The following is a 20,102-nucleotide window of genomic DNA, read 5'->3' as shown; positions in this document are numbered from 1 at the left end:
CGGAGTCGGAGGTTCAGCGCGCGTGCAAGTCATGGGCATTCCGGCTTTTGCCGTGATGCCCGTTCAAGGTTCCATATTCGCACCGTCGCGCCGCTTGCACGCGGCGCCTGGTGGCCAAAGGGTTTTTCGATGCAATCCGAAGCTCAATCCCTGATTAGCAGCAAGATCTGTTCGACCGAACCGGTGTTCGGCGGCTCGTCGAAGCGTCGTGCATCGCATGCGGTGGACGTGCGCTGGGGCGGTCAGCTCGTCACCATCGGCGGCGACTCACCGGTGCGCGTGCAGTCGATGACCAACACCGACACCGCCGACGCCATCGGAACCGCCATCCAGATCAAGGAACTGGCGCAGGCGGGTTCCGAACTCGTGCGCATCACGGTGAATACGCCGGAAGCGGCGGCGGAAGTTCCGCACATCCGCGATCAGCTCGACCGCATGGGCGTGTCCGTGCCGCTCGTCGGCGACTTCCATTACAACGGGCATCTGCTGTTGCGCGATCATCCGGCATGCGCCGAAGCGCTGTCGAAGTACCGCATCAATCCCGGCAACGTCGGACAGGGCGCAAAGCGCGACACGCAATTCGCGCAGATGATCGAAGCCGCGATCAAGTACGACAAACCGGTGCGCATCGGCGTGAACTGGGGCAGTCTCGACCAGGACCTGCTCGCGCGCATGATGGACGAAAACGCCGCGCGCTCGGCGCCGTGGGAACTGCAAAGCGTGATGTATGAAGCGCTGATCCAGTCGGCGGTCGGCTCGGCGGAACGCGCGGTCGAACTCGGCCTCGGTCGCGACAAGATCATCCTGTCGTGCAAGGTGAGCGGCGTGCAGGATCTGGTCGCCGTTTATCGCGAACTCGCTAAACGTTGCAGCTTCGCGCTGCATCTCGGCCTGACCGAGGCGGGCATGGGCTCGAAGGGTATCGTCGCTTCGACGGCGGCGCTGTCGTTGCTGCTGCAGGAAGGCATCGGCGACACCATCCGTATTTCGCTGACGCCCGAGCCAGGCGGCGCGCGCACGGGCGAAGTGGTCGTTGGCCAGGAAATCCTCCAGACCATGGGCCTGCGTTCCTTTACGCCAATGGTCATTGCATGTCCCGGCTGCGGGCGCACGACCAGCACGCTGTTCCAGGAACTCGCGTCGCAGATCCAAAGCTATTTGCGCAACTCCATGCCCGTGTGGCGCGACCAGTTTCCCGGCGTCGAGAAGATGCACGTCGCGGTGATGGGCTGCATCGTCAACGGGCCGGGCGAATCGAAACACGCGAACATCGGCATTAGTTTGCCGGGCTCGGGCGAAAATCCCGCCGCGCCCGTGTTTATCGACGGCGTGAAGGTGAAGACCTTGCGTGGCGAGCGTATCGCGGAGGAATTCCAGCAAATCGTCAGCGACTACGTCGAGCGCACCTACGGGCAAGAAACCGGCAAGCGCGAAGAAACGTCCGCGGCAACACTTTAAAGACAGATGACTGAACAGAAGAAACGGCTCGGCAAGCTGACCGGCGTCAAGGGCATGAACGACATCCTCCCGCAGGATGCCGCGTTGTGGGACTTCTTCGAATCCACGGTGAAGTCGATGCTGCGCGCATACGGCTATCAGAACATTCGCACGCCGATCATCGAGCATACGCAGTTGTTCACGCGCGGGATCGGCGAAGTGACGGATATCGTCGAAAAAGAGATGTACAGCTTCACCGATTCGCTCAACGGCGAACATCTCACCATGCGGCCCGAAAACACGGCGGCGGTGGTGCGCGCGAGCATCGAACACAACTTGCTGTACGACGGCCCGAAGCGCCTGTGGTACATCGGCCCGATGTTCCGTCACGAACGTCCGCAGCGCGGGCGGTATCGCCAGTTCCATCAGGTCGGCGTGGAAGCACTCGGTTTCGCGGGACCGGACACGGACGCCGAAATCATCATGATGTGTCAGCGCCTGTGGGACGACCTTGGGTTGACCGGCATTCGCCTGGAACTGAATTCACTCGGCCAGCCTGACGAGCGCGCGGCGCACCGCAAGGAACTGATCGCGTATCTGGAGCAGCACGTCGACGCGCTCGACGAAGAAGCCAAACGCCGTCTCTACACCAACCCGCTGCGCGTGCTCGACACGAAGAATCCCGCGCTGCAGGAAATCGCGCAGAACGCGCCGAAGCTCACCGACTTCCTGGGCGAAGAATCGCGCAAGCATTTCGAGGGCGTGCAAAGGCTGCTGAAGGCCAACAACATTCCGTTCAAGATCAATCCGCGTCTCGTGCGCGGTCTCGACTATTACAACCTCACCGTGTTCGAGTGGGTGACCGACAAGCTCGGCGCGCAAGGCACGGTGGCGGGCGGCGGCCGGTACGACCCGCTCATCGAGCAACTTGGCGGCAAGCCCACGGCCGCGTGCGGCTGGGCGATGGGCGTCGAGCGTATCCTCGAGTTGCTGAAGGAAGAGAATCTCGTGCCGGAAGCGGAAGGTACGGACGTCTACGTAGTGCATCAGGGAGAAGCTGCCGCCGAGCAGGCGTTCATCGTGGCAGAGCGTCTGCGCGACACGGGCCTCGACGTGATCCTGCATTGCAGCCCGGACGGCGCGCCTGCCAGCTTCAAGTCACAGATGAAGAAAGCCGATGCGAGCGGCGCGGCTTTTGCCGTCGTGCTGGGCGAAGACGAACTCGCGCAGGGCACGATCGGCGTAAAGCCGCTGCGCCGCACGGGCGCCGAAACGTCGGACGCGCAAAAGAACGAGCAGGTCAACGTTCCGGCGGAAGACTTGACCGAATACCTAATCAATGCGATGGTGGCATCCGCCGAAGACTAGGCGGCCCGACACGCGGGCAATGGCCGTGGGCATCGCGCTGGATGAGTGAACTGTCCGGCATCGCGCACGGCACTCGAAGTGCAATGAAACGCAGGAAGGAATAGCTGGACGATGAGCTATCACGACGAAGAAGAATCACTGGAAAGTTTGAAAGCCTGGTGGGCCAAGTGGGGTAATTCCACGACGTGGATCATCCTCGTGGCGCTTTTAATCGCAGCCGGATACAACGGCTGGAATTACTGGCAGCGTCATCAGGCGGCCGAGGCTTCCGTGCTGTACGACCAGCTTCAGCAGGCCGTTACCGGCAATGATCAGAAAATGGTGAGCCGTATTGCGACGGACATGGAAGACAAGTTCGGCAGCACGGCCTACGCTCAGATGAGCGCGCTCACCGCGGCCAAGTCGCTTTACACGGCGGGCGATACCGCCGGCACGAAAGCGCAACTGCAATGGGCCATCGATCACGCGAAGGACGACGAGTACAAGCAAGTCGCGAAGTTGCGTCTCGCGCTGGTGCTGCTCGACGAGAAAAATTACGACGCGGGTCTGAAGCTGCTCGCGGATGCGCCGCTCGACGCCTACAAGGGTGTGATCGCGGACCGTCGCGGCGATCTGCTTGCGGCGCAAGGCAAGCGCGACGACGCCCGCGCATCCTACAAGCTGGCGCTCGGTGCGCTGCCCGCGAACGATACCTCCGCGCGGCAACTGGTCCAGTTCAAGCTCGACGCGCTCGGCGGCTGAAGAGCGCGCGCCGCCGCAATCGACCGAGCCATATAACAATCAGGCCGCCCGGCCGCGCAACGCCTTGAAGGCGAAGGCGCGGCCGGGCGCCGATCAACCGAATCCGATAATTCATGTTGCGTCCACCGATGACTTTTTTGAAACGCTACGCCGTGCCGTTTGCCTGCGCGATGACCGCCTTGCTCGCGGCTTGCTCATCCACCAAGGATGAACGCCGCGTGCCGACACCGCTCGTCGAGTTCAAGCCGGTGCTCAACGTCTCCCAGGCGTGGAAGGCGAGCGTCGGCAAGGCAGGCCGCTATCTGTTCGCGCCGGTTGCCGTGGGCGACGCAATTTTTGCCGCGGGCGAGAACGGCTCGGTCGTGAAGATCGACGCGAAAACGGGTCAGGATGTCTGGCGCATCAAGCTCAAGGACGATCTGTCGGCGGGCGTCGGCAGCGACGGCAATCTGACGGCGGTCGGCGGTCTGAAGGGCTCGGTCTACGTGCTCGGACCGGACGGCAAGCAGTTGTGGACGGCGGTCGCGCCGGGCGAACTGATCTCTCCGCCGCTCGTCGGCAACGACCTCGTGATCGTGCGTACCATCGACGGCAAGGTCGTGGCCTTCAACGCGCAGACCGGCGAACAAAAGTGGGTCTTCCAATTGCGCGCGGTGCCGCTGAATCTGCGCGTCGCGGCGGGCATGACCTTCGCCGGCAATCAGGCCGTGCTTGCTGGGTTCCCGGGCGGCACGTTCGCGGCAATCAACCTGCAAACGGGCGATGCCTTCTGGCAAACGCCGGTTTCATATCCGAAGGGCGTGACCGAAGTCGAGCGCATCAACGACGTAACCGGCGCGCCGGGACTCGTCGGCGCGCAGAGCTGCGCGGTGACGTTCCAGGGCCGCATCGGCTGCTTCAATGCAAATTCCGGCCGTCCGGACTGGGAAAAGAGCTTCTCGTCCGACAGCGGTCTTGCGCAGGATTCGGACTTGGTCGCAGCAGGCGACGACTGGTCGGTCGTAAATGCATTCCGCACCTCGGACGGCTCGCAGCTCTGGAAGACGGACAAGCTGAAGAACCGCCAGGTCAGCGTGCCGTATATTCTCGGTCGCGCGGTCGTTGTTGGCGACTTCGAAGGTTACGTCCACTTCCTGAGCGCGGATAACGGCGAACTCGTCGGCCGCGCCAAGACCGACGGCAGCGCGATCACCGCGCCGCCCGTGCTCGCCGGCAACACGCTCGTGGTCCTGACGCACGACGGCGGCATCTACGGCTTCCGTCCCAGCAACTAACACGCGCGTGATCGTCTGATTGAGCGGTATTGAGCGGTATTGAGCGGTATTGCGCGCTCGAAGCCGATCGCGCGGCAGGTCCGGCCAGAACCGGGCCGCAAGAGAAAGCAGGAGGCGCGGCAATCGCGCGCACTCCCGGGAGCCTGCCAGCGGAACGCAAAACGCGCGGTGGGCTGCAAGAATCAAAGCGCGTCGCGCGAAGGCGGCGCGCCAAAACTGCCTCTGACGAGGCGCAGCGGCGTCCCAGCGCCGCAGGCTTGACACACTGACGCCGTGACGCGTCGCGCGTGCCGCAAGCCGAATCCATGCTAATTTTCGACAAGCGCAGCCGTGGCGCGGCATGAGCGGAACGAGAGGTCTCGTTCGCACGCCTCGTGTGCCGTCTTGCGTTCAACCTTGAACAACATCTGATGAAACCCGTGATTGCCCTCGTCGGGCGCCCCAATGTGGGGAAATCCACCTTATTCAACCGGCTGACGCGTTCGCGCGATGCACTCGTCGCCGATCTGCCCGGCCTCACCCGCGACCGCCATTACGGCGAAGGCCGCGTGGGCGGCGAGCGGCCGTATCTCGTCGTGGATACGGGCGGCTTCGAGCCGGTCGCGAAAGACGGCATCCTGCACGCAATGGCCCGGCAGACACGTCAGGCGGTGGAAGAGGCAGACATCGTCGTGTTCATCGTCGATGGACGCAACGGGCTCGCGCCGCAAGACAAGGCGATTGCCGACTATCTGCGCAAGACCGGCCGACCGCTTTTTCTCGTCGTGAACAAGGCCGAGGGCATGAAGTATTCGGCCGTCGCGTCCGACTTCTACGAACTCGGTCTCGGCGATCCGCGCGCGATCTCGGCTGCGCACGGCGACGGCGTTACCGAGATGATCAACGACGCGCTCGACATCGCATATGCCGGTCAGCCCGAGGAGAGCGAAGAAGAGAAGGCGCAGCACGGCGTGAAGATTGCCATCGTCGGACGTCCGAACGTTGGCAAGTCGACGCTCGTGAACGCATTGCTCGGCGAGGAGCGCGTGATCGCGTTCGACATGCCCGGCACCACGCGCGATTCGATCTATATTGATTTCGAGCGACAAGGCCGCAAATACACGCTTATCGACACGGCGGGCTTGCGTCGTCGCGGCAAGGTGTTCGAGGCCATCGAGAAGTTTTCGGTGGTGAAGACCTTGCAGTCAATTTCCGATGCCAACGTCGTGATCCTTTTGCTCGACGCCCAGCAAGACATCTCGGATCAGGACGCGCACATCGCGGGCTTCGTGGTCGAACAGGGCCGCGCGCTCGTGGTCGGCGTGAACAAGTGGGACGGTCTGGATTCGCATGTGCGCGAACGCACGAAGGCGGATCTCACCCGCAAGCTCAAGTTTTTGGACTTTGCTAAATTTCACTACGTCTCGGCGCTGGAGAAGAGCGGCATCAGCCCATTGATGAAGTCTGTCGATGAAGCCTACGCCGCCGCCATGGCCAAGTTGCCGACACCGAAGCTCACGCGCGCGCTCATCGACGCGGTGGAGTTTCAGCAGCCGCGCCGTCGCGGTCCGGTTCGTCCGAAGCTGCGTTATGCACACCAGGGTGGACAAAATCCGCCGATCATCGTGGTGCACGGCAATGCGCTCGACGCCATTACCGAGACTTATAAACGCTATCTGGAAGGGCGCTTCCGAGAAACTTTCGGATTGGTCGGGACGCCACTGCGCATAGAGTTCCGGTCGAGCCATAACCCATACGCGGACAAAGGCTGAAAGCCGCGTGAGTCAAGCGTTTCAGGCCGGTCGGCCATTTGGCCAGGCTGGTGCGGAAACGAAAATCAGCTATAGTGTAGCGATTGTCGGCGGATCTCTTTTTCTTCGCCGACAATACATCCAACCTGCAAAAAAACACGGAGTTTGCTATGAGCAACAAAGGGCAATTGTTACAAGACCCGTTTTTGAACGCGCTGCGTAAAGAGCACGTGCCGGTGTCGATCTATTTGGTCAACGGCATCAAGCTTCAAGGAAACATCGAATCGTTCGACCAGTATGTCGTGTTGCTCCGAAATACGGTCACACAGATGGTCTACAAGCACGCCATTTCCACCGTCGTGCCGGCCCGTCCGGTGAATTTCCACCCGGACGCTGAATCGTCCTAAACCTCGTCGCGACCGGCGCTGTTTTAAAAAAAAGCGAACATCAAACAATTCGCCGGTCGCTTCAAAAACCGAAAAATATCAATTTGATCAATGCAGCGCTCGTCGGCATCGACTTCGGCAAGATCGATTTCGAAGCCAGTCTGGAAGAACTCAGCCTGCTCGCACAAAGTGCAGGCGCCCATCCCGCCGTCACGCTAACCGGCCGCCGTTCGGCTCCGGACGCCAAGATGTTCATTGGCAGCGGCAAGGTTGAAGAACTGCGCCTTTCTTGCGAAGCGAACGACGTCGAACTCGTCATCTTCAATCACGCACTCGCGCCCGCGCAGCAGCGCAATCTCGAACTCGCGCTCGACCGCCGCGTGGTGGACCGCACGAGCCTCATCCTCGACATCTTTGCGCAGCGCGCCCGCAGCCACGAAGGCAAATTGCAGGTCGAACTCGCACAGCTGCAGTATCTGTCGACACGGCTCATTCGCGCGTGGACTCACCTGGAACGGCAAAAGGGCGGTATTGGCCTGCGCGGTCCGGGCGAAACGCAGCTCGAAACGGACCGCCGGCTGATCGGTGAGCGTATCAAGGCGCTCAAGACCCGGCTCGAGAAGTTGCGCCGTCAGCATGGTACGCAGCGTCGTCAGCGCACGCGTAATCGCACGATGTCGGTCTCCCTCGTCGGCTATACCAACGCCGGCAAGTCCACGCTGTTCAATGCGCTCACGAAGGCGCAGGCGTACGCCGCCGACCAGCTTTTCGCCACGCTCGACACAACCTCGCGTCGCGTCTATCTCGGCGAGGAAGCGGGGCACGTGGTGGTATCGGACACGGTCGGGTTCATCCGCGAATTGCCTCACCAGCTCGTCGCGGCCTTTCGCGCCACGCTCGAGGAAACCATCCACGCAGACTTGCTGCTGCATGTGGTCGATGCATCGAGCGCCGTGCGCCTCGATCAGATCGATCAGGTGAACGAGGTATTGCGCGGCATCGGCGCGGATTCCATCCGGCAGGTTCTCGTCTTCAACAAGATCGACGCGGTGCCTGAGCTGGCGGCCCGTGGCGAAGCGGTTGAAAGGGACGAGTATGGTAATATTTCGCGCGTCTTTTTGAGTGCACGCTCGGGCCAGGGGCTCGATGCGCTGCGCGCTGCCATCGCCGAAATCGCTGCTGCGGAAACGGACGAAAGCGAAGAGGCCTTACCGAGCGTGCTCGCTGAAATCGAAGCGCCGCAACTCGAGTCCGATGCAACGCAATCCCCGCTGTCCGGGTCAAACGAAACACACGACACGAACGCGCAGCCGGAAGACCACCGGCTGACCGAACAACGTGACCACAAGGTTTCCGAGCACGGTCACTGATCGGCTCGCGGAACTCCGGATTGCATCGCCCGGGCTTATCTGTCTGGATGTCTACCCCCGGCTGTCTAATGGTGAATCACCGAGTGAACGACTACAACGAGCGGACTAACAGGCAGCGCATGCATGCCGCCTTTTCGATCAACGATCCGCGCTGGGGGCGGGGCGAAGGCAACGGCGTGAAGAACGACTCGAAGCGTCCGCAAGACGGCAAGCGCCCGAACGGCAAGGACGAAGGCCCGCCCGATCTCGACGAGATGTGGCGCGACTTCAACCGTCGCATCGCCGGTCTGTTCGGACGCAAGCCCAACGGCGGCGCACCGCGCGAGAACGGCCGCGGCACGCGCATCGGGCTTGGCATCGTCATTGGCGTGCTGATCGCCATCTATCTCGGCAGCGGCGTGTTCGTCGTACAGGACGGTCACGTCGGCGTGGTATCGCAGTTCGGCAAATATCGGCAAACGGTGGCGCAAGGCATTCACTGGCGCCTGCCGTATCCGTTTCAGTCGCACGATATCGTCGACATCTCGCAGGTCCGCTCGGTCGAAGTGGGTCGCGGCACCGCGCTCGCGCAAGGCAACGTGCGCGATGCCTCGGTTCTGACGAACGACGCCGATATCGTCGACGTGCGCTTCGCCGTGCAATATCAGATCAAGTCGCCGACCGACTTCCTGTTCCGCAATCTCGATCCCGACCAGAGCGTCACGCAGGCGTCGCAGGCGGCAGTCCGCGAGATCGCCGGGTCCATCAGCACGGACGACATGCTCTACAAGGATCGCGAGGCGTTGCGCGCGCGTCTAACTGAATCTATCCAGCGCTCGCTCGATCTCTACCGCACCGGTTTGCAGGTGACGGGCGTGACCGTGCAAAGCGTGCAGGTGCCGACGCAAGTGCAGGCGGCATTCGAGGAAGCTTCGCGCGTGCGTCAGGACAACGAGCGCGCTCGCGACACCGCGCAAGCCTATGCCGATCAGCTGCTGCCGCGTGCGAAAGCCGACGCGGCGCGTCTCGTCGACGAAGCCACGGCCTACGGCAATCGCCAGGTAACCGAAGCACAGGGCGACGCCGAGCGCTTCAAGCAGGTCTACGAGCAATACTCGAAAGCGCCCGCGGTCGTTCGTCAACGCATGTACCTGGACACGATGCAGCAAATCTATTCGCGTACCACGAAGGTCTTCGTGGACAGCAAGGCAGGCAATAACGTGGTGTATCTGCCGCTGGACAAGCTCGTCGAGGCGAATCGTCAGCAGGTGAAAGAAGCCGATGCCGCCAGTGCCGCCGCAGCCGCAAGCGCGCCCGCTGGCGATGGCGCACAGGCGCGTGCGCCGGGCGTGGCGTCGTCGCCGGCCGTGTTGAGCGCGCCGGCCAACGGCGCGGCCAGCGCGACGACTGCAGCCAGTGCGGCCAGCGCGGCCAGTGCCGCAAGCAGTGCAAGCGACCCGTTGCGCTCCCGCGATGCTTTCCGCTCGCGCAATCGTCAAGACGACCTGCAATAAGGAGCGCGAGAACATGAATCGAATCATTGCGCTTGTGGTCGCTGTCGTGATCGTGCTGTTCATCGGTTCATCGATGATCTTCACGGTCGACGAACGGCATGCTGCCGTCGTGGCTTCCCACGGTGACGGCGAACCGAAACTCGACGGCCCGGGCCTGCATTTCAAGCTGCCCGCGCCGTTCCAGACGCTCACGCTCGTCGATACCCGCACGCTCACCATCGACGAAGCGGGCGCGGACCGCTTCGCCACGTCGGACAAGAACGACGTGCTGGTGAATACCGTCATCAAGTATCGCGTGGCCGATCCGCTCAAACTGTTCGAGAGCAACGAGAAGAACACGCAGACCGCGCAGGAGCGCATCGTCGGGCTCGCGCGCACGTCGCTCGCCAGTGCGTTCGCGAAGCGTTCGCTCACGGACGCGCTCGGCAGCCAGCAAACGCTCGCAAGCGAAGCGCAGAAGTCGGTGGAAGACGCGGCGGCGGCCTTCGGCGTGCAGCTCGTGGATTTACAGATGACGCGTATCGACTTTCCGTCCGTGGTAGCCGACTCCGTCTACAAACGCATGATCGCGGCGCGTCAGCAGGCCGCCGCCATCGAGCGCGCGAAGGGCACGGCGGACGCCGACAAGATCAAGGCGGACGCCCAGCGCGAACAACAGGCGATTCTCGCCGATGCATACAGTCAGGCACAGTCCATCAAGGGCGAAGGAGACAGCAAGGCGGCAGCCATAGCGGCGGACGCCTACGGACGCGATCCGCAGTTCTACCAGTTCTATCAGAGCCTCGAAGCGTATAAGAAGACCTTCAAGCCGGGCGACGTGATGGTGGTCGACCCGAGCAGCGATTTCTTCCGCTTCATGCGCGGCCCGAACGGCGGCAGCGCGGATGTTTCTTCCGCGGCTGCCACGGCCAAGCGCTGATCGTGCCCCGCGAAAGCGCGATCCGTTCGCGCTTTCGCCTTTCTCCCTTGGAACATGGCCGAGACGTTACTGCTCGCACTTGCGTTGATGCTGATCATCGAAGGAATGTTTCCCTTCGTTTTTCCGACCGCGTGGCGCGATACCTTTCGCCGCATCGCGGAGCGCCCGACGCATCACATCCGCATTGGCGGACTGATCGCGATGGTGCTCGGGCTCATCCTGCTGCTCATCGCAACGTGAGCACACCGTGATGCGCCAATTGGCCTATCTTGTTTAAATCCGTTCGTCAAAGCGCGCCGCGTCACGCCGCGCCGCGCGCCCCGTAGGAAACGTATCGATGTCCACCTGGTTACTTCCCGAGAATATCGCCGACGTCTTGCCGTCGGAAGCCCGCAAGATCGAAGAGTTGCGACGCCGTCTGCTCGATCGTTTCCGTTCATACGGTTACGAGCTCGTGATGCCGCCGATGCTCGAATATCTCGAATCGCTTCTGACGAGCGGCGGCAGCGATCTGAACCTGCGCACCTTCAAACTCGTCGATCAGATGTCCGGGCGCACGCTCGGCTTGCGCGCGGACATCACGCCGCAGGTCTCGCGCATCGACGCGCATCTCCTGAACCGGCATGGCGTGACGCGTCTGTGCTATGCGGGCAACGTGCTGCACACGCGTCCGCGCGGCCTGCACGCGACGCGCGAGCAGATTCAGATCGGCGCGGAAATCTACGGCCACGCGGGGCTCGAAGCGGACCTCGAAATCCAGCAACTGATGCTCGATTCGCTGCATCTCGCGGGTCTCACGAAAGTGCGTCTGGATCTGTGCCACGCGGGCGTGCTCGCCGCGTTGCTGGAACTGGAACCGGCGGCTGCATCGCTTGGCGAAGCGCTCTATGAGGCGCTCGCGAGCAAGGATGTGCCGCTTATCAACGAACTCACGGCGCATCTCGGCCAGGTGCCGCGCGAAGCGTTGCGCGCGCTGCCTACGCTCTACGGCGACGCCTCGGTGCTCGAAACCGCGCGCGGCCGTCTGCCGAATCTGCCGGTCATCGCGCGTGCGCTCGACGATCTCGCGTTTCTCGCAAGCCAGGTCGACGGGGCCGAACTCATGATCGATCTCGCCGATTTGCGCGGCTACGCGTATCACAGCGGCGTGATGTTCTCCGCCTATGTCGACGGCGTGCCCAACGCGGTTGCGCATGGCGGCCGCTACGACGATGTCGGGCTCGCCTACGGACGTGCGCGCCCGGCAACGGGCTTTTCGCTGGACCTGCGTGAAGTCGCGCGTATTTCTCCCGTCGATGCCCGCGGCAGCGCGATCCTCGCACCGTGGAAGCACGAAGACACGCTGCGTGCCGCCGTCGCCGCATTGCGCGATGCCGGCGAAGTGGTCATTCAGGCGCTGCCGGGTCACGAACACGATCTCGACGAATTCGCCTTCGACCGCGTACTTATCGAGCGCGACGGCCAATGGATCGTCGAAGCGCGCGCCTAAGCGCGGCGCATGAAGTGAGCCGCGCGTCATACAAATGGATGCCGATTTCCTAACCCCGACGTATCCCGAAAAATTCGGAACCTGTGGCGAACATAGGTAAAATACGTTTTTAACCAGCTAACGAATCAACATGTCTGCCAGTGCAGTGAATGTGAACCCGGGGCGCAACGTCGTCGTGGTGGGCACCCAGTGGGGTGATGAGGGCAAGGGCAAGATCGTCGACTGGCTGACGGACCACGCCCAGGGCGTCGTGCGCTTCCAGGGCGGTCATAACGCCGGCCACACGCTCATCATCGGCGGCAAGAAAACCATTCTGCGCCTCATCCCTTCGGGCATCATGCGCGCGGGCACGGCCTGCTATGTCGGCAATGGCGTCGTGTTGTCTCCGGAAGCTTTGTTCAAGGAAATCGACGAGCTCGAAGCCGCGGGCATCGACGTTCAGAAACGCTTGTTCATTTCCGAAGCCGCCACGCTCATTCTTCCGTATCACGTCGCGATCGATCAGGCGCGCGAAGCGCGTCGCGGCGCGGGCAAGATCGGCACCACGGGGCGTGGTATCGGTCCGGCATACGAAGACAAGGTCGGCCGTCGCGGGCTGCGCGTGCAGGACCTCTTCGACGTGCCGGTGTTTTCCGAACGTCTGCGCGAAGTGCTGGACTTCCACAACTTCGTGCTGAGCAAGTATCTGGGCGCGGCCGAAGTGGACTACCAGCAAACGCTCGACACCATGCTCGGTTACGCGCCGCGTCTCGAACCCATGGTTACGGACGTCTCGCGCCGTCTGTACGACGAAAACCACGCTGGCCGCAATCTGTTGTTCGAAGGTGCGCAAGGCACGCTGCTCGATGTCGATCACGGCACTTACCCGTTCGTCACGTCGAGCAACTGCGTCGCGGGTGCGGCGACTTCGGGCGCGGGTATCGGTCCGCAACGGCTCAACTACATTCTCGGCATCACCAAGGCGTATTGCACGCGCGTCGGTTCGGGCCCGTTTCCGAGCGAACTGTACGATGCCGACAACGCGCAACGTCAGGACCAGGTGGGCTTGAACCTGGCGACCGTCGGCAAGGAATTCGGCTCGGTCACGGGTCGTCCGCGCCGCACGGGCTGGCTCGACGCCGCCGCGCTGCGCCGCTCCATTCAGATCAACGGTATTTCGGGGCTGTGCATCACCAAGCTCGACGTGCTCGACGGTCTCGAGGAAGTGAAGCTGTGCGTAGGCTATAAACTCGACGGCAAAGAGGTCGATATCCTGCCGCGCGGCGCCTCGGAAGTGGCGCGTTGCGAACCGGTCTACGAGACCTTCGGCGGCTGGAAGGAAAGCACCATCGGCATCACGCAATGGGACAGTCTGCCCGAGAACGCGCGTGCTTATCTCGTGCGCGTGCAGGAAGTTGCCGGCGTGCCCATCGACATGGTGTCGACCGGACCGGACCGCGATGAAACCATCCTGTTGCGTCATCCGTTCAAGGTCTGAGCGCGAGCGTTTCAACCTGAGCCGGACGCTGTAAAGAATGTGGCCGCTACCTTGCGGCCACATTTCATATATAACCCGTAGTACGTATTTGAAAGAGTCTTACCATGATCGCGATGACGGACCCGCGCAACGACGACAAAAATCTCTGGGTCAACTGGGATGAATATCACCGGTTGATCGAAGTCCTCGCGCTCAAAGTACACGACTCAGGCTGGAAGTTCGACAAGATCCTGTGTCTGGCGCGCGGCGGGCTGCGCGTCGGCGACCAACTTTCGCGCATTTACGACTTGCCGCTCGCCATTCTCGCAACGAGTTCGTATCGCGAAGCCGCGGGCACGGAGCAGGGCGATCTCGACATCGCGCAGTACATCACCATGACGCGCGGCGAGTTGTCCGGCAACGTCTTGCTGGTGGACGATCTGGTCGACTCAGGCGTTACGCTCGCGCGCGTGCAGGAGCATCTGAAGGAGCGCTATCCGGCCATTACGGCGGTGCGCTCGGCCGTGCTCTGGTACAAGGCGTGCTCGAAGGTTACGCCCGACTACCACGTGCAGTTTCTCGAAACCAATCCGTGGATTCATCAACCGTTCGAGGAGTGGGACACGGTACGGCCGCACAATCTCGGCGCCTGGATCAAGCGGGGCCTGCAGAACAGCCGCGAGTGAGCACCACTTCGTCGCCTCGTTCTTGCTGCCCGATAACGGGCAAGACGCCGTTCGTACCGCTTCATGCCGGGCGCAACGGCGTTTTTGCTTTGGGTCACCTAATTTCACAGATGCAGCCAAGCGCCCTGAATCGTTCAGCCGACGCGCACGAAACGCGATGCTAAACTCACACACGCGTGTTGCCGGGCAATCGGGCAATACGAGAGGCAGCGTTTTTGCACGCGACGTTAGATAGAATGGCGTTCGTTTCTTTCCGCCCTGGACGGACATCTCGCTTTTATGACTAACATGACTCACGCGCAAGAGCATAAACAGCCTTTGCCATCTCTTGCGCTCGCCGCCATTGGCGTCGTCTTTGGCGACATCGGTACGAGTCCGCTCTATTCCCTGAAGGAAGCCTTCAGCCCGTCGCACGGCATCGCGCTTTCCGAGGCGTCCATTCTCGGCGTCATCTCCTTGCTCTTCTGGGCCATCGTCATGGTGGTCGCGGTCAAGTACGTGCTCTTCGTCATGCGCGCCGACAATAACGGCGAAGGCGGCGTGTTCGCCATGATGACGCTCGCGCTGCGCAGCGTGAAGGAGCCGGGCCGCATGTCGGGCGTGCTGCTGATGCTAGGCATCTTCGGCGCCTGCATGTTCTATGGCGATGCGGTCATCACGCCCGCCATGTCGGTCATCTCGGCGGTGGAAGGGCTGGAACTCGCCGCACCGAAGCTGTCGCCTTACGTGCTGCCGATCACCATGGTCATCCTGGTCCTGCTGTTCTGGATTCAGCGCCATGGCACGGCAGTGGTCGGCAAGCTGTTCGGCCCGATCATGCTGGTGTGGTTCATCACGCTCGCCGTGCTGGGCGCTTATCACATCGTGCTCGCACCGGGCGTGCTGGTCGCACTCAACCCGTACTATGCAATCTCCTTCATGGCCTCGCACGTGTTGCAGGCGTATATCGTGCTCGGCTCCGTCGTGCTGGTGCTGACCGGCGCGGAAGCGCTCTATGCCGATATGGGCCACTTCGGCGCGAAGCCCATTCGCTGCGGCTGGTACGCGCTCGTCATGCCGTCGCTTCTGCTGAATTACTTCGGGCAGGGCGCGTTGCTCATGCATACGCCGTCGGCCATCGAGAGTCCGTTCTTCTTGCTGGCGCCAGACTGGGCCTTGCTCCCGCTCGTGATCCTTTCCACCGTCGCCACGGTGATTGCATCGCAGGCAGTGATTTCGGGCGCGTATTCGCTGACGAGTCAGGCTATTCAGCTCGGTTACGTGCCGCGCATGAAGATCCTGCATACGTCGGAACTGGCGATCGGGCAGATCTATATTCCGCTCGTCAACTGGATGCTGCTCTTCATCATTCTGTGCATCGTGGTGGGCTTCAAGAGTTCGGAGAATCTGGCGGCGGCTTATGGACTGGCCGTGACCGCGACCATGCTCGTCACGACCATCCTGCTCTCGGTGGTGATGGTCAATCTCTGGGGCTGGAACCGCTGGCTCGTCGGCGCGTTGATCGCGGTGCTGCTCACGATCGACATCGGCTTCTTCGGCGCGAGTCTGTTGAAGATCGGACAGGGCGGCTGGCTGCCGCTGTGCATCGGCGGAATACTCTTCTTCCTGCTGATGACCTGGTACAAAGGCCGCATGATCGTGAAGGATCGCACGGCCGCCGACGGTATTCCGCTCATGCCGTTCCTGCAAGGGCTGCTCGCGCATCCGCCGCATCGCGTGTCGGGTACGGCGATCTACCTGACAGGCAGCGATTCGCTCGTGCCCGTGAGTCTTCTGCACAACCTGAAGCACAACAAGGTGCTGCACGAGCGCACCATTTTCCTGAACTTCATCACGCGCGATATTCCGTACGTGGATGGCGCGCATCGCATGGAAGTGAAGGACGTTGGCGGCGGGCTCTTTCTCGTGAAGGCCGCGTATGGCTTCAATGAAACGCCGGACGTGAAAGCCGTGCTCGAACAGATCACGCGCACGCACGCAATGACGTTCGAACTCATGGACACGTCGTTCTTCATGGCGCGTGAAACCGTGGTGCCGACCGAGTTGCCGGGCATGTCGGTGTGGCGCGAGCGCGTGTTCGCGTGGATGCATCAGAACGCCGCGAAGCCGACGGACTTCTTCAGCATTCCGGCCAATCGCGTCGTGGAGCTGGGCACGAAGATCGAAATCTGACGAGCGCTTGCTCCCGGAAACAAAAAACCCACGCCGCAAAGCGTGGGTTTTTGTTTGAAGCGTGCCGGCTGTCAGCGTTTGAGCTTGGCGAAAGCAGCGGCCATTGCGCCACCCGGTTCCGGCTCGCGGCGCTGATTGTTCGAACGCGCATCGCGCCCGCCGCCCGCGCGCCGGTCCTGCTGGCCTGCACGCGGTTGCGAAGGCGCGCCGCTGCCTGCCGCTGCCGGCGCGAAGTCATCGTCGAGACGCATGGTCAGCGAGATGCGCTGCCGCTTCACATCCGTTTCGAGCACCTTCACCTTGACGACCTGGCCTGCCTTCACGACTTCATGCGGGTCCTTGATGAACTTCGTCGACAGCGCGGAAACGTGCACGAGTCCGTCCTGATGCACGCCGATATCGACAAACGCGCCGAACGCCGCGACGTTCGTCACCACGCCTTCGAGCACCATGCCGGGTTCGAGATCCGCGATCTTCTCGATGCCTTCGCGGAACGTCGCCGTCTTGAACTCCGGACGCGGATCGCGGCCCGGCTTTTCCAATTCGGCGAGGATGTCGCGCACGGTCGGCAGACCGAAGCGGTCATCGACGAATTCGGTGGGCGAGAGGCCGGTGAGCGCTTCACGCTTGCCGAGCACATCGCCGACATGCTTTTTTATTTTCGCGAGAATGCGCTCGACGACCGGATACGCTTCCGGGTGCACCGACGAGCGATCCAGCGGATTCTCGCCGTTGTTGATGCGCAGAAAACCCGCGGCTTGCTCGAACGTCTTGTCGCCGAGACGCGGCACCTTCTTCAAGTTCTCGCGCGACGCAAACGGCCCGTTGGCATCGCGATAATCGACGATATTGCGTGCAAGCGTCGCGTTCAAACCGGATACGCGCGCAAGCAGCGCGACCGAAGCCGTGTTGGCATCGACGCCGACGGCGTTCACGCAATCTTCGACGACCGCATCGAGCGAGCGTGCGAGTTCGCGCTGATTCACGTCGTGCTGGTACTGGCCGACGCCGATCGCTTTCGGGTCGATCTTGACGAGTTCCGCGAGCGGGTCCTGCAGACGGCGCGCGATGGAAACCGCGCCGCGCAGTGAAACATCGAGGTCCGGAAATTCCTTCGCCGCGAGTTCGGAAGCCGAATACACCGACGCGCCCGCTTCGGACACGACGATCTTCTGCAGCTTGAGTTCGGGATGCTTCGCGATGAGCTCGCTCGCGAGCTTGTCGGTTTCGCGCGATGCCGTGCCATTGCCGATGGAAATGAGCTCTGCCTGCGTCGCCTTGGCAATGCGCGCGAGCTTCGCGAGCGAACCGTCCCAATCGCGGCGCGGCTCGTGCGGATAGATGGTGTCGGTGGCCAGCACCTTGCCCGTGCGATCGACGACGGCGACTTTCACGCCGGTGCGCAGACCCGGATCGAGGCCAATCACGGCTTTCGGGCCGGCGGGCGCGGCGAGCAGCAAGTCCTTCAGATTGCGCGCGAACACGCGAATGGCTTCGTGCTCGGCTTCCTCGCGCAACTTGGTGAGCAGTTCGTTTTCGATATGCGGCTGCACCTTGACGCGCCAGCACCAGCGGCACACGTCGGCGAGCCATTTGTCGCCCGCGCGGCCGCGATTGGCGATGCCCACGTGCTGCGCGATCATCACTTCGCCCGGATGCGGCGTTTGTGCGTCGAGTTCCTCGCCGAGCCCGAGTTTCACGCTCAGGACGCCCGCGTTACGGCCACGGAACAGCGCGAGCGCGCGATGCGATGGCACCGTGCGGATGGTTTCGCTGTAGTCGTAGTAGTCGCGGAATTTTTCGCCTTCCTCGCCTTGCTTGCCCTCGACCACGGTCGACATGACAAGCCCCTGGTTGAACAGGTGCTCGCGCAGCTTACCGAGAATCTCGGCCGTTTCGCCGAACTGCTCGGACAGGATATCGCGTGCGCCGTCGAGCGCGGCCTTGGTATCGGCGACGCCTTTTTCGGTATCGACGAACTTCGCGGCTTCGCTCTGCGGATCGAGCGTCGGGTCGGCGAGGAGCGCCTGTGCAAGCGGTTCCAGGCCGGCTTCGCGAGCAATCTGCGCGCGCGTGCGGCGCTTCGGCTTATACGGCAGATACAGGTCTTCCAGCACCTGCTTGCTGTCCGCGCCTTCGATCGATGTACGCAGTTCGTCGGTGAGCTTGCCTTGCTCGTCGATGCTAGAAAGAATCGTGGCGCGCCGGTCTTCGAGTTCGCGCAAATACAGGAGGCGTTCTTCGAGCGTGCGCAGTTGCGTGTCGTCGAGATTGCCGGTCACTTCCTTGCGATACCGGGCGATGAACGGGACAGTCGAGCCTTCATCCAGAAGCTGCACGGCGGCGGCCACCTGGCGCGGCTGCACGGTAAGCTCGGTGGCAATGCGCTGTACGATCTTGAGTGCTACGGTTTGCGTCATGGTCTGCGCTGTCTGCTCTCTGCTGGCCTTGTGCAATGGCAAGACGCAGGGCGCGCATCTCGTGCGACGCGTTGCGCGCTTTACGCCCTGTGTCCCGCTTGGTGCGCGCTGACTACTTCTTGCGCCTCGCAAAGCGGGCGTGCTGCCGGTTGCGGCCGGGTTGCTTGAGCGGGGGATTTTGCCATAAATGGAGAAGGGCTCCGGTTCACGGTGATAGAATTTCGGCATCGCGCAGGCTGCATTGCGTCTGTCGTTGCATCGCTTAATGCATCGGGTCTTTATCACGTTGCCGTCCATTCATTTGCCCAAACTTCGCCTTTCCCCGCTCGCGTCCATCTGCGCCGCGTGCGCGTTTCTGTGCACGCTCGTTCTCGCGCCGAATGCCATTGCGCAGACGCCCAAGGGCATCGACCCCACCACGTCGGTGCGCGCCACGCCGCTCGGCGATGCCTCATCCGCCATGGTCAGTGCCGAACCGAGCGCCGAAGACGCGCTCAAGGCCGACAACGCGCGCCGGCAAAAGGCGCTCGACAAACGCACCGCGCAGAACGACTACGCATACGGCGTCAAGGAACACGACTGCTACGGCAAGTTCTTCGTGAACCACTGTCTCGACAACGCGCGCACGGCCATGCGTGAAGAGCGCAAGCAGATTCGCCAGCAGCAGCTCGCTCTCGACGACGAACAACGCGCCGAGCGCACGAAGCAGCGCGACGAACAGACCGCGCTCAAGCAGGCACAATACGATGCGGAAGCGCCGCAACGCGCCGCCAGCGAAAAGTCGAGCCAGCAGTCCTACGAGGAAAAGCAGCGTCAGAACGCGCTGTCCGCCGCGCAACGTCAGGCCGAGGCGCCGCAGCGCGCGGCCAATCAGGCCGCGTACGACCGCAAGCAGGCGGACTATCAGCGGCAACTCGAGGAAGCGCGCGCACGCGGCGTGCAGGACGCGCAGGACCGCGAGCAGAAGGCGGACCGTTACGAACAGAAACAACGCGATGCCGCGCAGCATCGCGCGGAAGTCGAGGCGCGTCAGAAAGAAGCCGCGCGCAAGCAGCAGGAAAAGGCACAGCAAGCCCAGCAGGCGCAACAGCAGCAACAGCAACAACAGCAGCAACCAGGTAAGTGACGCCCAAGGCACCGCCCGGGCGATGAGGATGAAAG

The 20,102-nt window shown here is 62.4% G+C and carries 16 protein-coding genes; 15 read left to right on the top strand and 1 reads right to left on the bottom strand.

The genetic code is table 11. The features are described 5' to 3' along the window. The first annotated feature begins 129 nt into the window (after positions 1–129). From ispG to LDZ28_RS07530, 14 genes are all read left to right on the top strand, one after another. Positions 130–1,458, top strand: a complete 1,329-nt coding sequence (ispG, locus tag LDZ28_RS07595; RefSeq protein WP_244825337.1) for a flavodoxin-dependent (E)-4-hydroxy-3-methylbut-2-enyl-diphosphate synthase — start codon at positions 130–132, stop codon at positions 1,456–1,458. Positions 1,459–1,464: 6 nt separating this feature from the next. Continuing rightward, positions 1,465–2,805: a histidine--tRNA ligase gene (gene hisS, locus LDZ28_RS07590; RefSeq protein WP_244825336.1), complete on the top strand. Its 1,341-nt coding sequence runs from the start codon at positions 1,465–1,467 to the stop codon at positions 2,803–2,805. Between the two features lie 111 nt (positions 2,806–2,916). After that, the gene (locus LDZ28_RS07585; RefSeq protein ID WP_244825335.1) at positions 2,917–3,546 is read left to right on the top strand and encodes a tetratricopeptide repeat protein; all 630 of its coding nucleotides are present in this window, start codon (positions 2,917–2,919) and stop codon (positions 3,544–3,546) included. 128 nt (positions 3,547–3,674) lie between these two features. Continuing rightward, positions 3,675–4,820 carry an outer membrane protein assembly factor BamB gene (gene bamB / locus LDZ28_RS07580; RefSeq protein WP_244825334.1) on the top strand — a complete coding sequence of 382 codons (1,146 nt, stop codon included), beginning with the start codon at positions 3,675–3,677 and terminating at the stop codon, positions 4,818–4,820. Between the two features lie 410 nt (positions 4,821–5,230). Continuing rightward, the gene (gene der, locus LDZ28_RS07575; protein ID WP_244825333.1) at positions 5,231–6,571 is read left to right on the top strand and encodes a ribosome biogenesis GTPase Der; all 1,341 of its coding nucleotides are present in this window, start codon (positions 5,231–5,233) and stop codon (positions 6,569–6,571) included. A gap of 149 nt (positions 6,572–6,720) precedes the next feature. Beyond that, the gene (gene hfq / locus LDZ28_RS07570) at positions 6,721–6,957 is read left to right on the top strand and encodes an RNA chaperone Hfq (RefSeq protein ID WP_006999489.1); all 237 of its coding nucleotides are present in this window, start codon (positions 6,721–6,723) and stop codon (positions 6,955–6,957) included. Between the two features lie 83 nt (positions 6,958–7,040). Then, a complete protein-coding gene (gene hflX / locus LDZ28_RS07565) occupies positions 7,041–8,306 on the top strand; it encodes a GTPase HflX (protein WP_244825332.1) in 1,266 nt (421 codons plus the stop codon). Positions 8,307–8,389: 83 nt separating this feature from the next. Further along, positions 8,390–9,799 (top strand): FtsH protease activity modulator HflK, encoded by a 1,410-nt coding sequence (hflK, locus tag LDZ28_RS07560; protein WP_244825331.1) that lies wholly within the window; start codon positions 8,390–8,392, stop codon positions 9,797–9,799. Positions 9,800–9,812: 13 nt separating this feature from the next. Continuing rightward, positions 9,813–10,718 carry a protease modulator HflC gene (gene hflC / locus LDZ28_RS07555; protein WP_244825330.1) on the top strand — a complete coding sequence of 302 codons (906 nt, stop codon included), beginning with the start codon at positions 9,813–9,815 and terminating at the stop codon, positions 10,716–10,718. Between the two features lie 54 nt (positions 10,719–10,772). Next, on the top strand, positions 10,773–10,958 hold the full coding sequence (locus LDZ28_RS07550; RefSeq protein WP_244825329.1) for a DUF2065 domain-containing protein: 186 nt from the start codon (positions 10,773–10,775) through the stop codon (positions 10,956–10,958). 97 nt (positions 10,959–11,055) lie between these two features. Beyond that, complete coding sequence (locus LDZ28_RS07545) at positions 11,056–12,207, top strand: ATP phosphoribosyltransferase regulatory subunit (protein ID WP_244825328.1); 1,152 nt, start codon at positions 11,056–11,058, stop codon at positions 12,205–12,207. Positions 12,208–12,337: 130 nt separating this feature from the next. Further along, positions 12,338–13,684, top strand: coding sequence for an adenylosuccinate synthase (locus LDZ28_RS07540; RefSeq protein WP_244825327.1), 1,347 nt, complete (start codon positions 12,338–12,340; stop codon positions 13,682–13,684). A gap of 104 nt (positions 13,685–13,788) precedes the next feature. Further along, positions 13,789–14,349: a phosphoribosyltransferase gene (locus LDZ28_RS07535; protein WP_244825326.1), complete on the top strand. Its 561-nt coding sequence runs from the start codon at positions 13,789–13,791 to the stop codon at positions 14,347–14,349. 279 nt (positions 14,350–14,628) lie between these two features. Next, positions 14,629–16,521 (top strand): potassium transporter Kup, encoded by a 1,893-nt coding sequence (locus tag LDZ28_RS07530; RefSeq protein ID WP_244825325.1) that lies wholly within the window; start codon positions 14,629–14,631, stop codon positions 16,519–16,521. Between the two features lie 71 nt (positions 16,522–16,592). On the opposite strand, the gene LDZ28_RS07525 is transcribed toward LDZ28_RS07530, so the two are convergent. After that, positions 16,593–18,941 carry a Tex family protein gene (locus tag LDZ28_RS07525; protein WP_244825324.1) on the bottom strand — a complete coding sequence of 783 codons (2,349 nt, stop codon included), beginning with the start codon at positions 18,939–18,941 and terminating at the stop codon, positions 16,593–16,595. A 265-nt stretch (positions 18,942–19,206) separates the two neighbouring features. Between LDZ28_RS07525 and LDZ28_RS07520 the strand changes: the two genes are divergently transcribed. Beyond that, positions 19,207–20,067 carry a colicin transporter gene (locus LDZ28_RS07520; RefSeq protein ID WP_244825323.1) on the top strand — a complete coding sequence of 287 codons (861 nt, stop codon included), beginning with the start codon at positions 19,207–19,209 and terminating at the stop codon, positions 20,065–20,067. Positions 20,068–20,102: the final 35 nt, after the last annotated feature.

Source organism: Caballeronia sp. TF1N1 (assembly GCF_022878925.1).
Classification (GTDB): domain Bacteria; phylum Pseudomonadota; class Gammaproteobacteria; order Burkholderiales; family Burkholderiaceae; genus Caballeronia.
The sequence above is the reverse complement of the archived record's forward strand: the minus strand, read 5'-3'. Positions and strand labels throughout refer to the sequence as shown.

Bases quoted from the DNA above. Each gene is read 5' to 3' on its own strand.
- ispG (WP_244825337.1), top strand. From the start codon at position 130: ATGCAATCCGAAGCTCAATCCCTGATTAGCAGCAAGATCTGTTCGACC.
- hisS (WP_244825336.1), top strand. From the start codon at position 1,465: ATGACTGAACAGAAGAAACGGCTCGGCAAGCTGACCGGCGTCAAGGGC.
- LDZ28_RS07585 (WP_244825335.1), top strand. From the start codon at position 2,917: ATGAGCTATCACGACGAAGAAGAATCACTGGAAAGTTTGAAAGCCTGG.
- bamB (WP_244825334.1), top strand. From the start codon at position 3,675: ATGACTTTTTTGAAACGCTACGCCGTGCCGTTTGCCTGCGCGATGACC.
- der (WP_244825333.1), top strand. From the start codon at position 5,231: ATGAAACCCGTGATTGCCCTCGTCGGGCGCCCCAATGTGGGGAAATCC.
- hfq (WP_006999489.1), top strand. From the start codon at position 6,721: ATGAGCAACAAAGGGCAATTGTTACAAGACCCGTTTTTGAACGCGCTG.
- hflC (WP_244825330.1), top strand. From the start codon at position 9,813: ATGAATCGAATCATTGCGCTTGTGGTCGCTGTCGTGATCGTGCTGTTC.
- LDZ28_RS07550 (WP_244825329.1), top strand. From the start codon at position 10,773: ATGGCCGAGACGTTACTGCTCGCACTTGCGTTGATGCTGATCATCGAA.
- LDZ28_RS07545 (WP_244825328.1), top strand. From the start codon at position 11,056: ATGTCCACCTGGTTACTTCCCGAGAATATCGCCGACGTCTTGCCGTCG.
- LDZ28_RS07540 (WP_244825327.1), top strand. From the start codon at position 12,338: ATGTCTGCCAGTGCAGTGAATGTGAACCCGGGGCGCAACGTCGTCGTG.
- LDZ28_RS07535 (WP_244825326.1), top strand. From the start codon at position 13,789: ATGATCGCGATGACGGACCCGCGCAACGACGACAAAAATCTCTGGGTC.
- LDZ28_RS07530 (WP_244825325.1), top strand. From the start codon at position 14,629: ATGACTAACATGACTCACGCGCAAGAGCATAAACAGCCTTTGCCATCT.
- LDZ28_RS07525 (WP_244825324.1), bottom strand. From the start codon at position 18,941: ATGACGCAAACCGTAGCACTCAAGATCGTACAGCGCATTGCCACCGAG.
- LDZ28_RS07520 (WP_244825323.1), top strand. From the start codon at position 19,207: ATGCATCGGGTCTTTATCACGTTGCCGTCCATTCATTTGCCCAAACTT.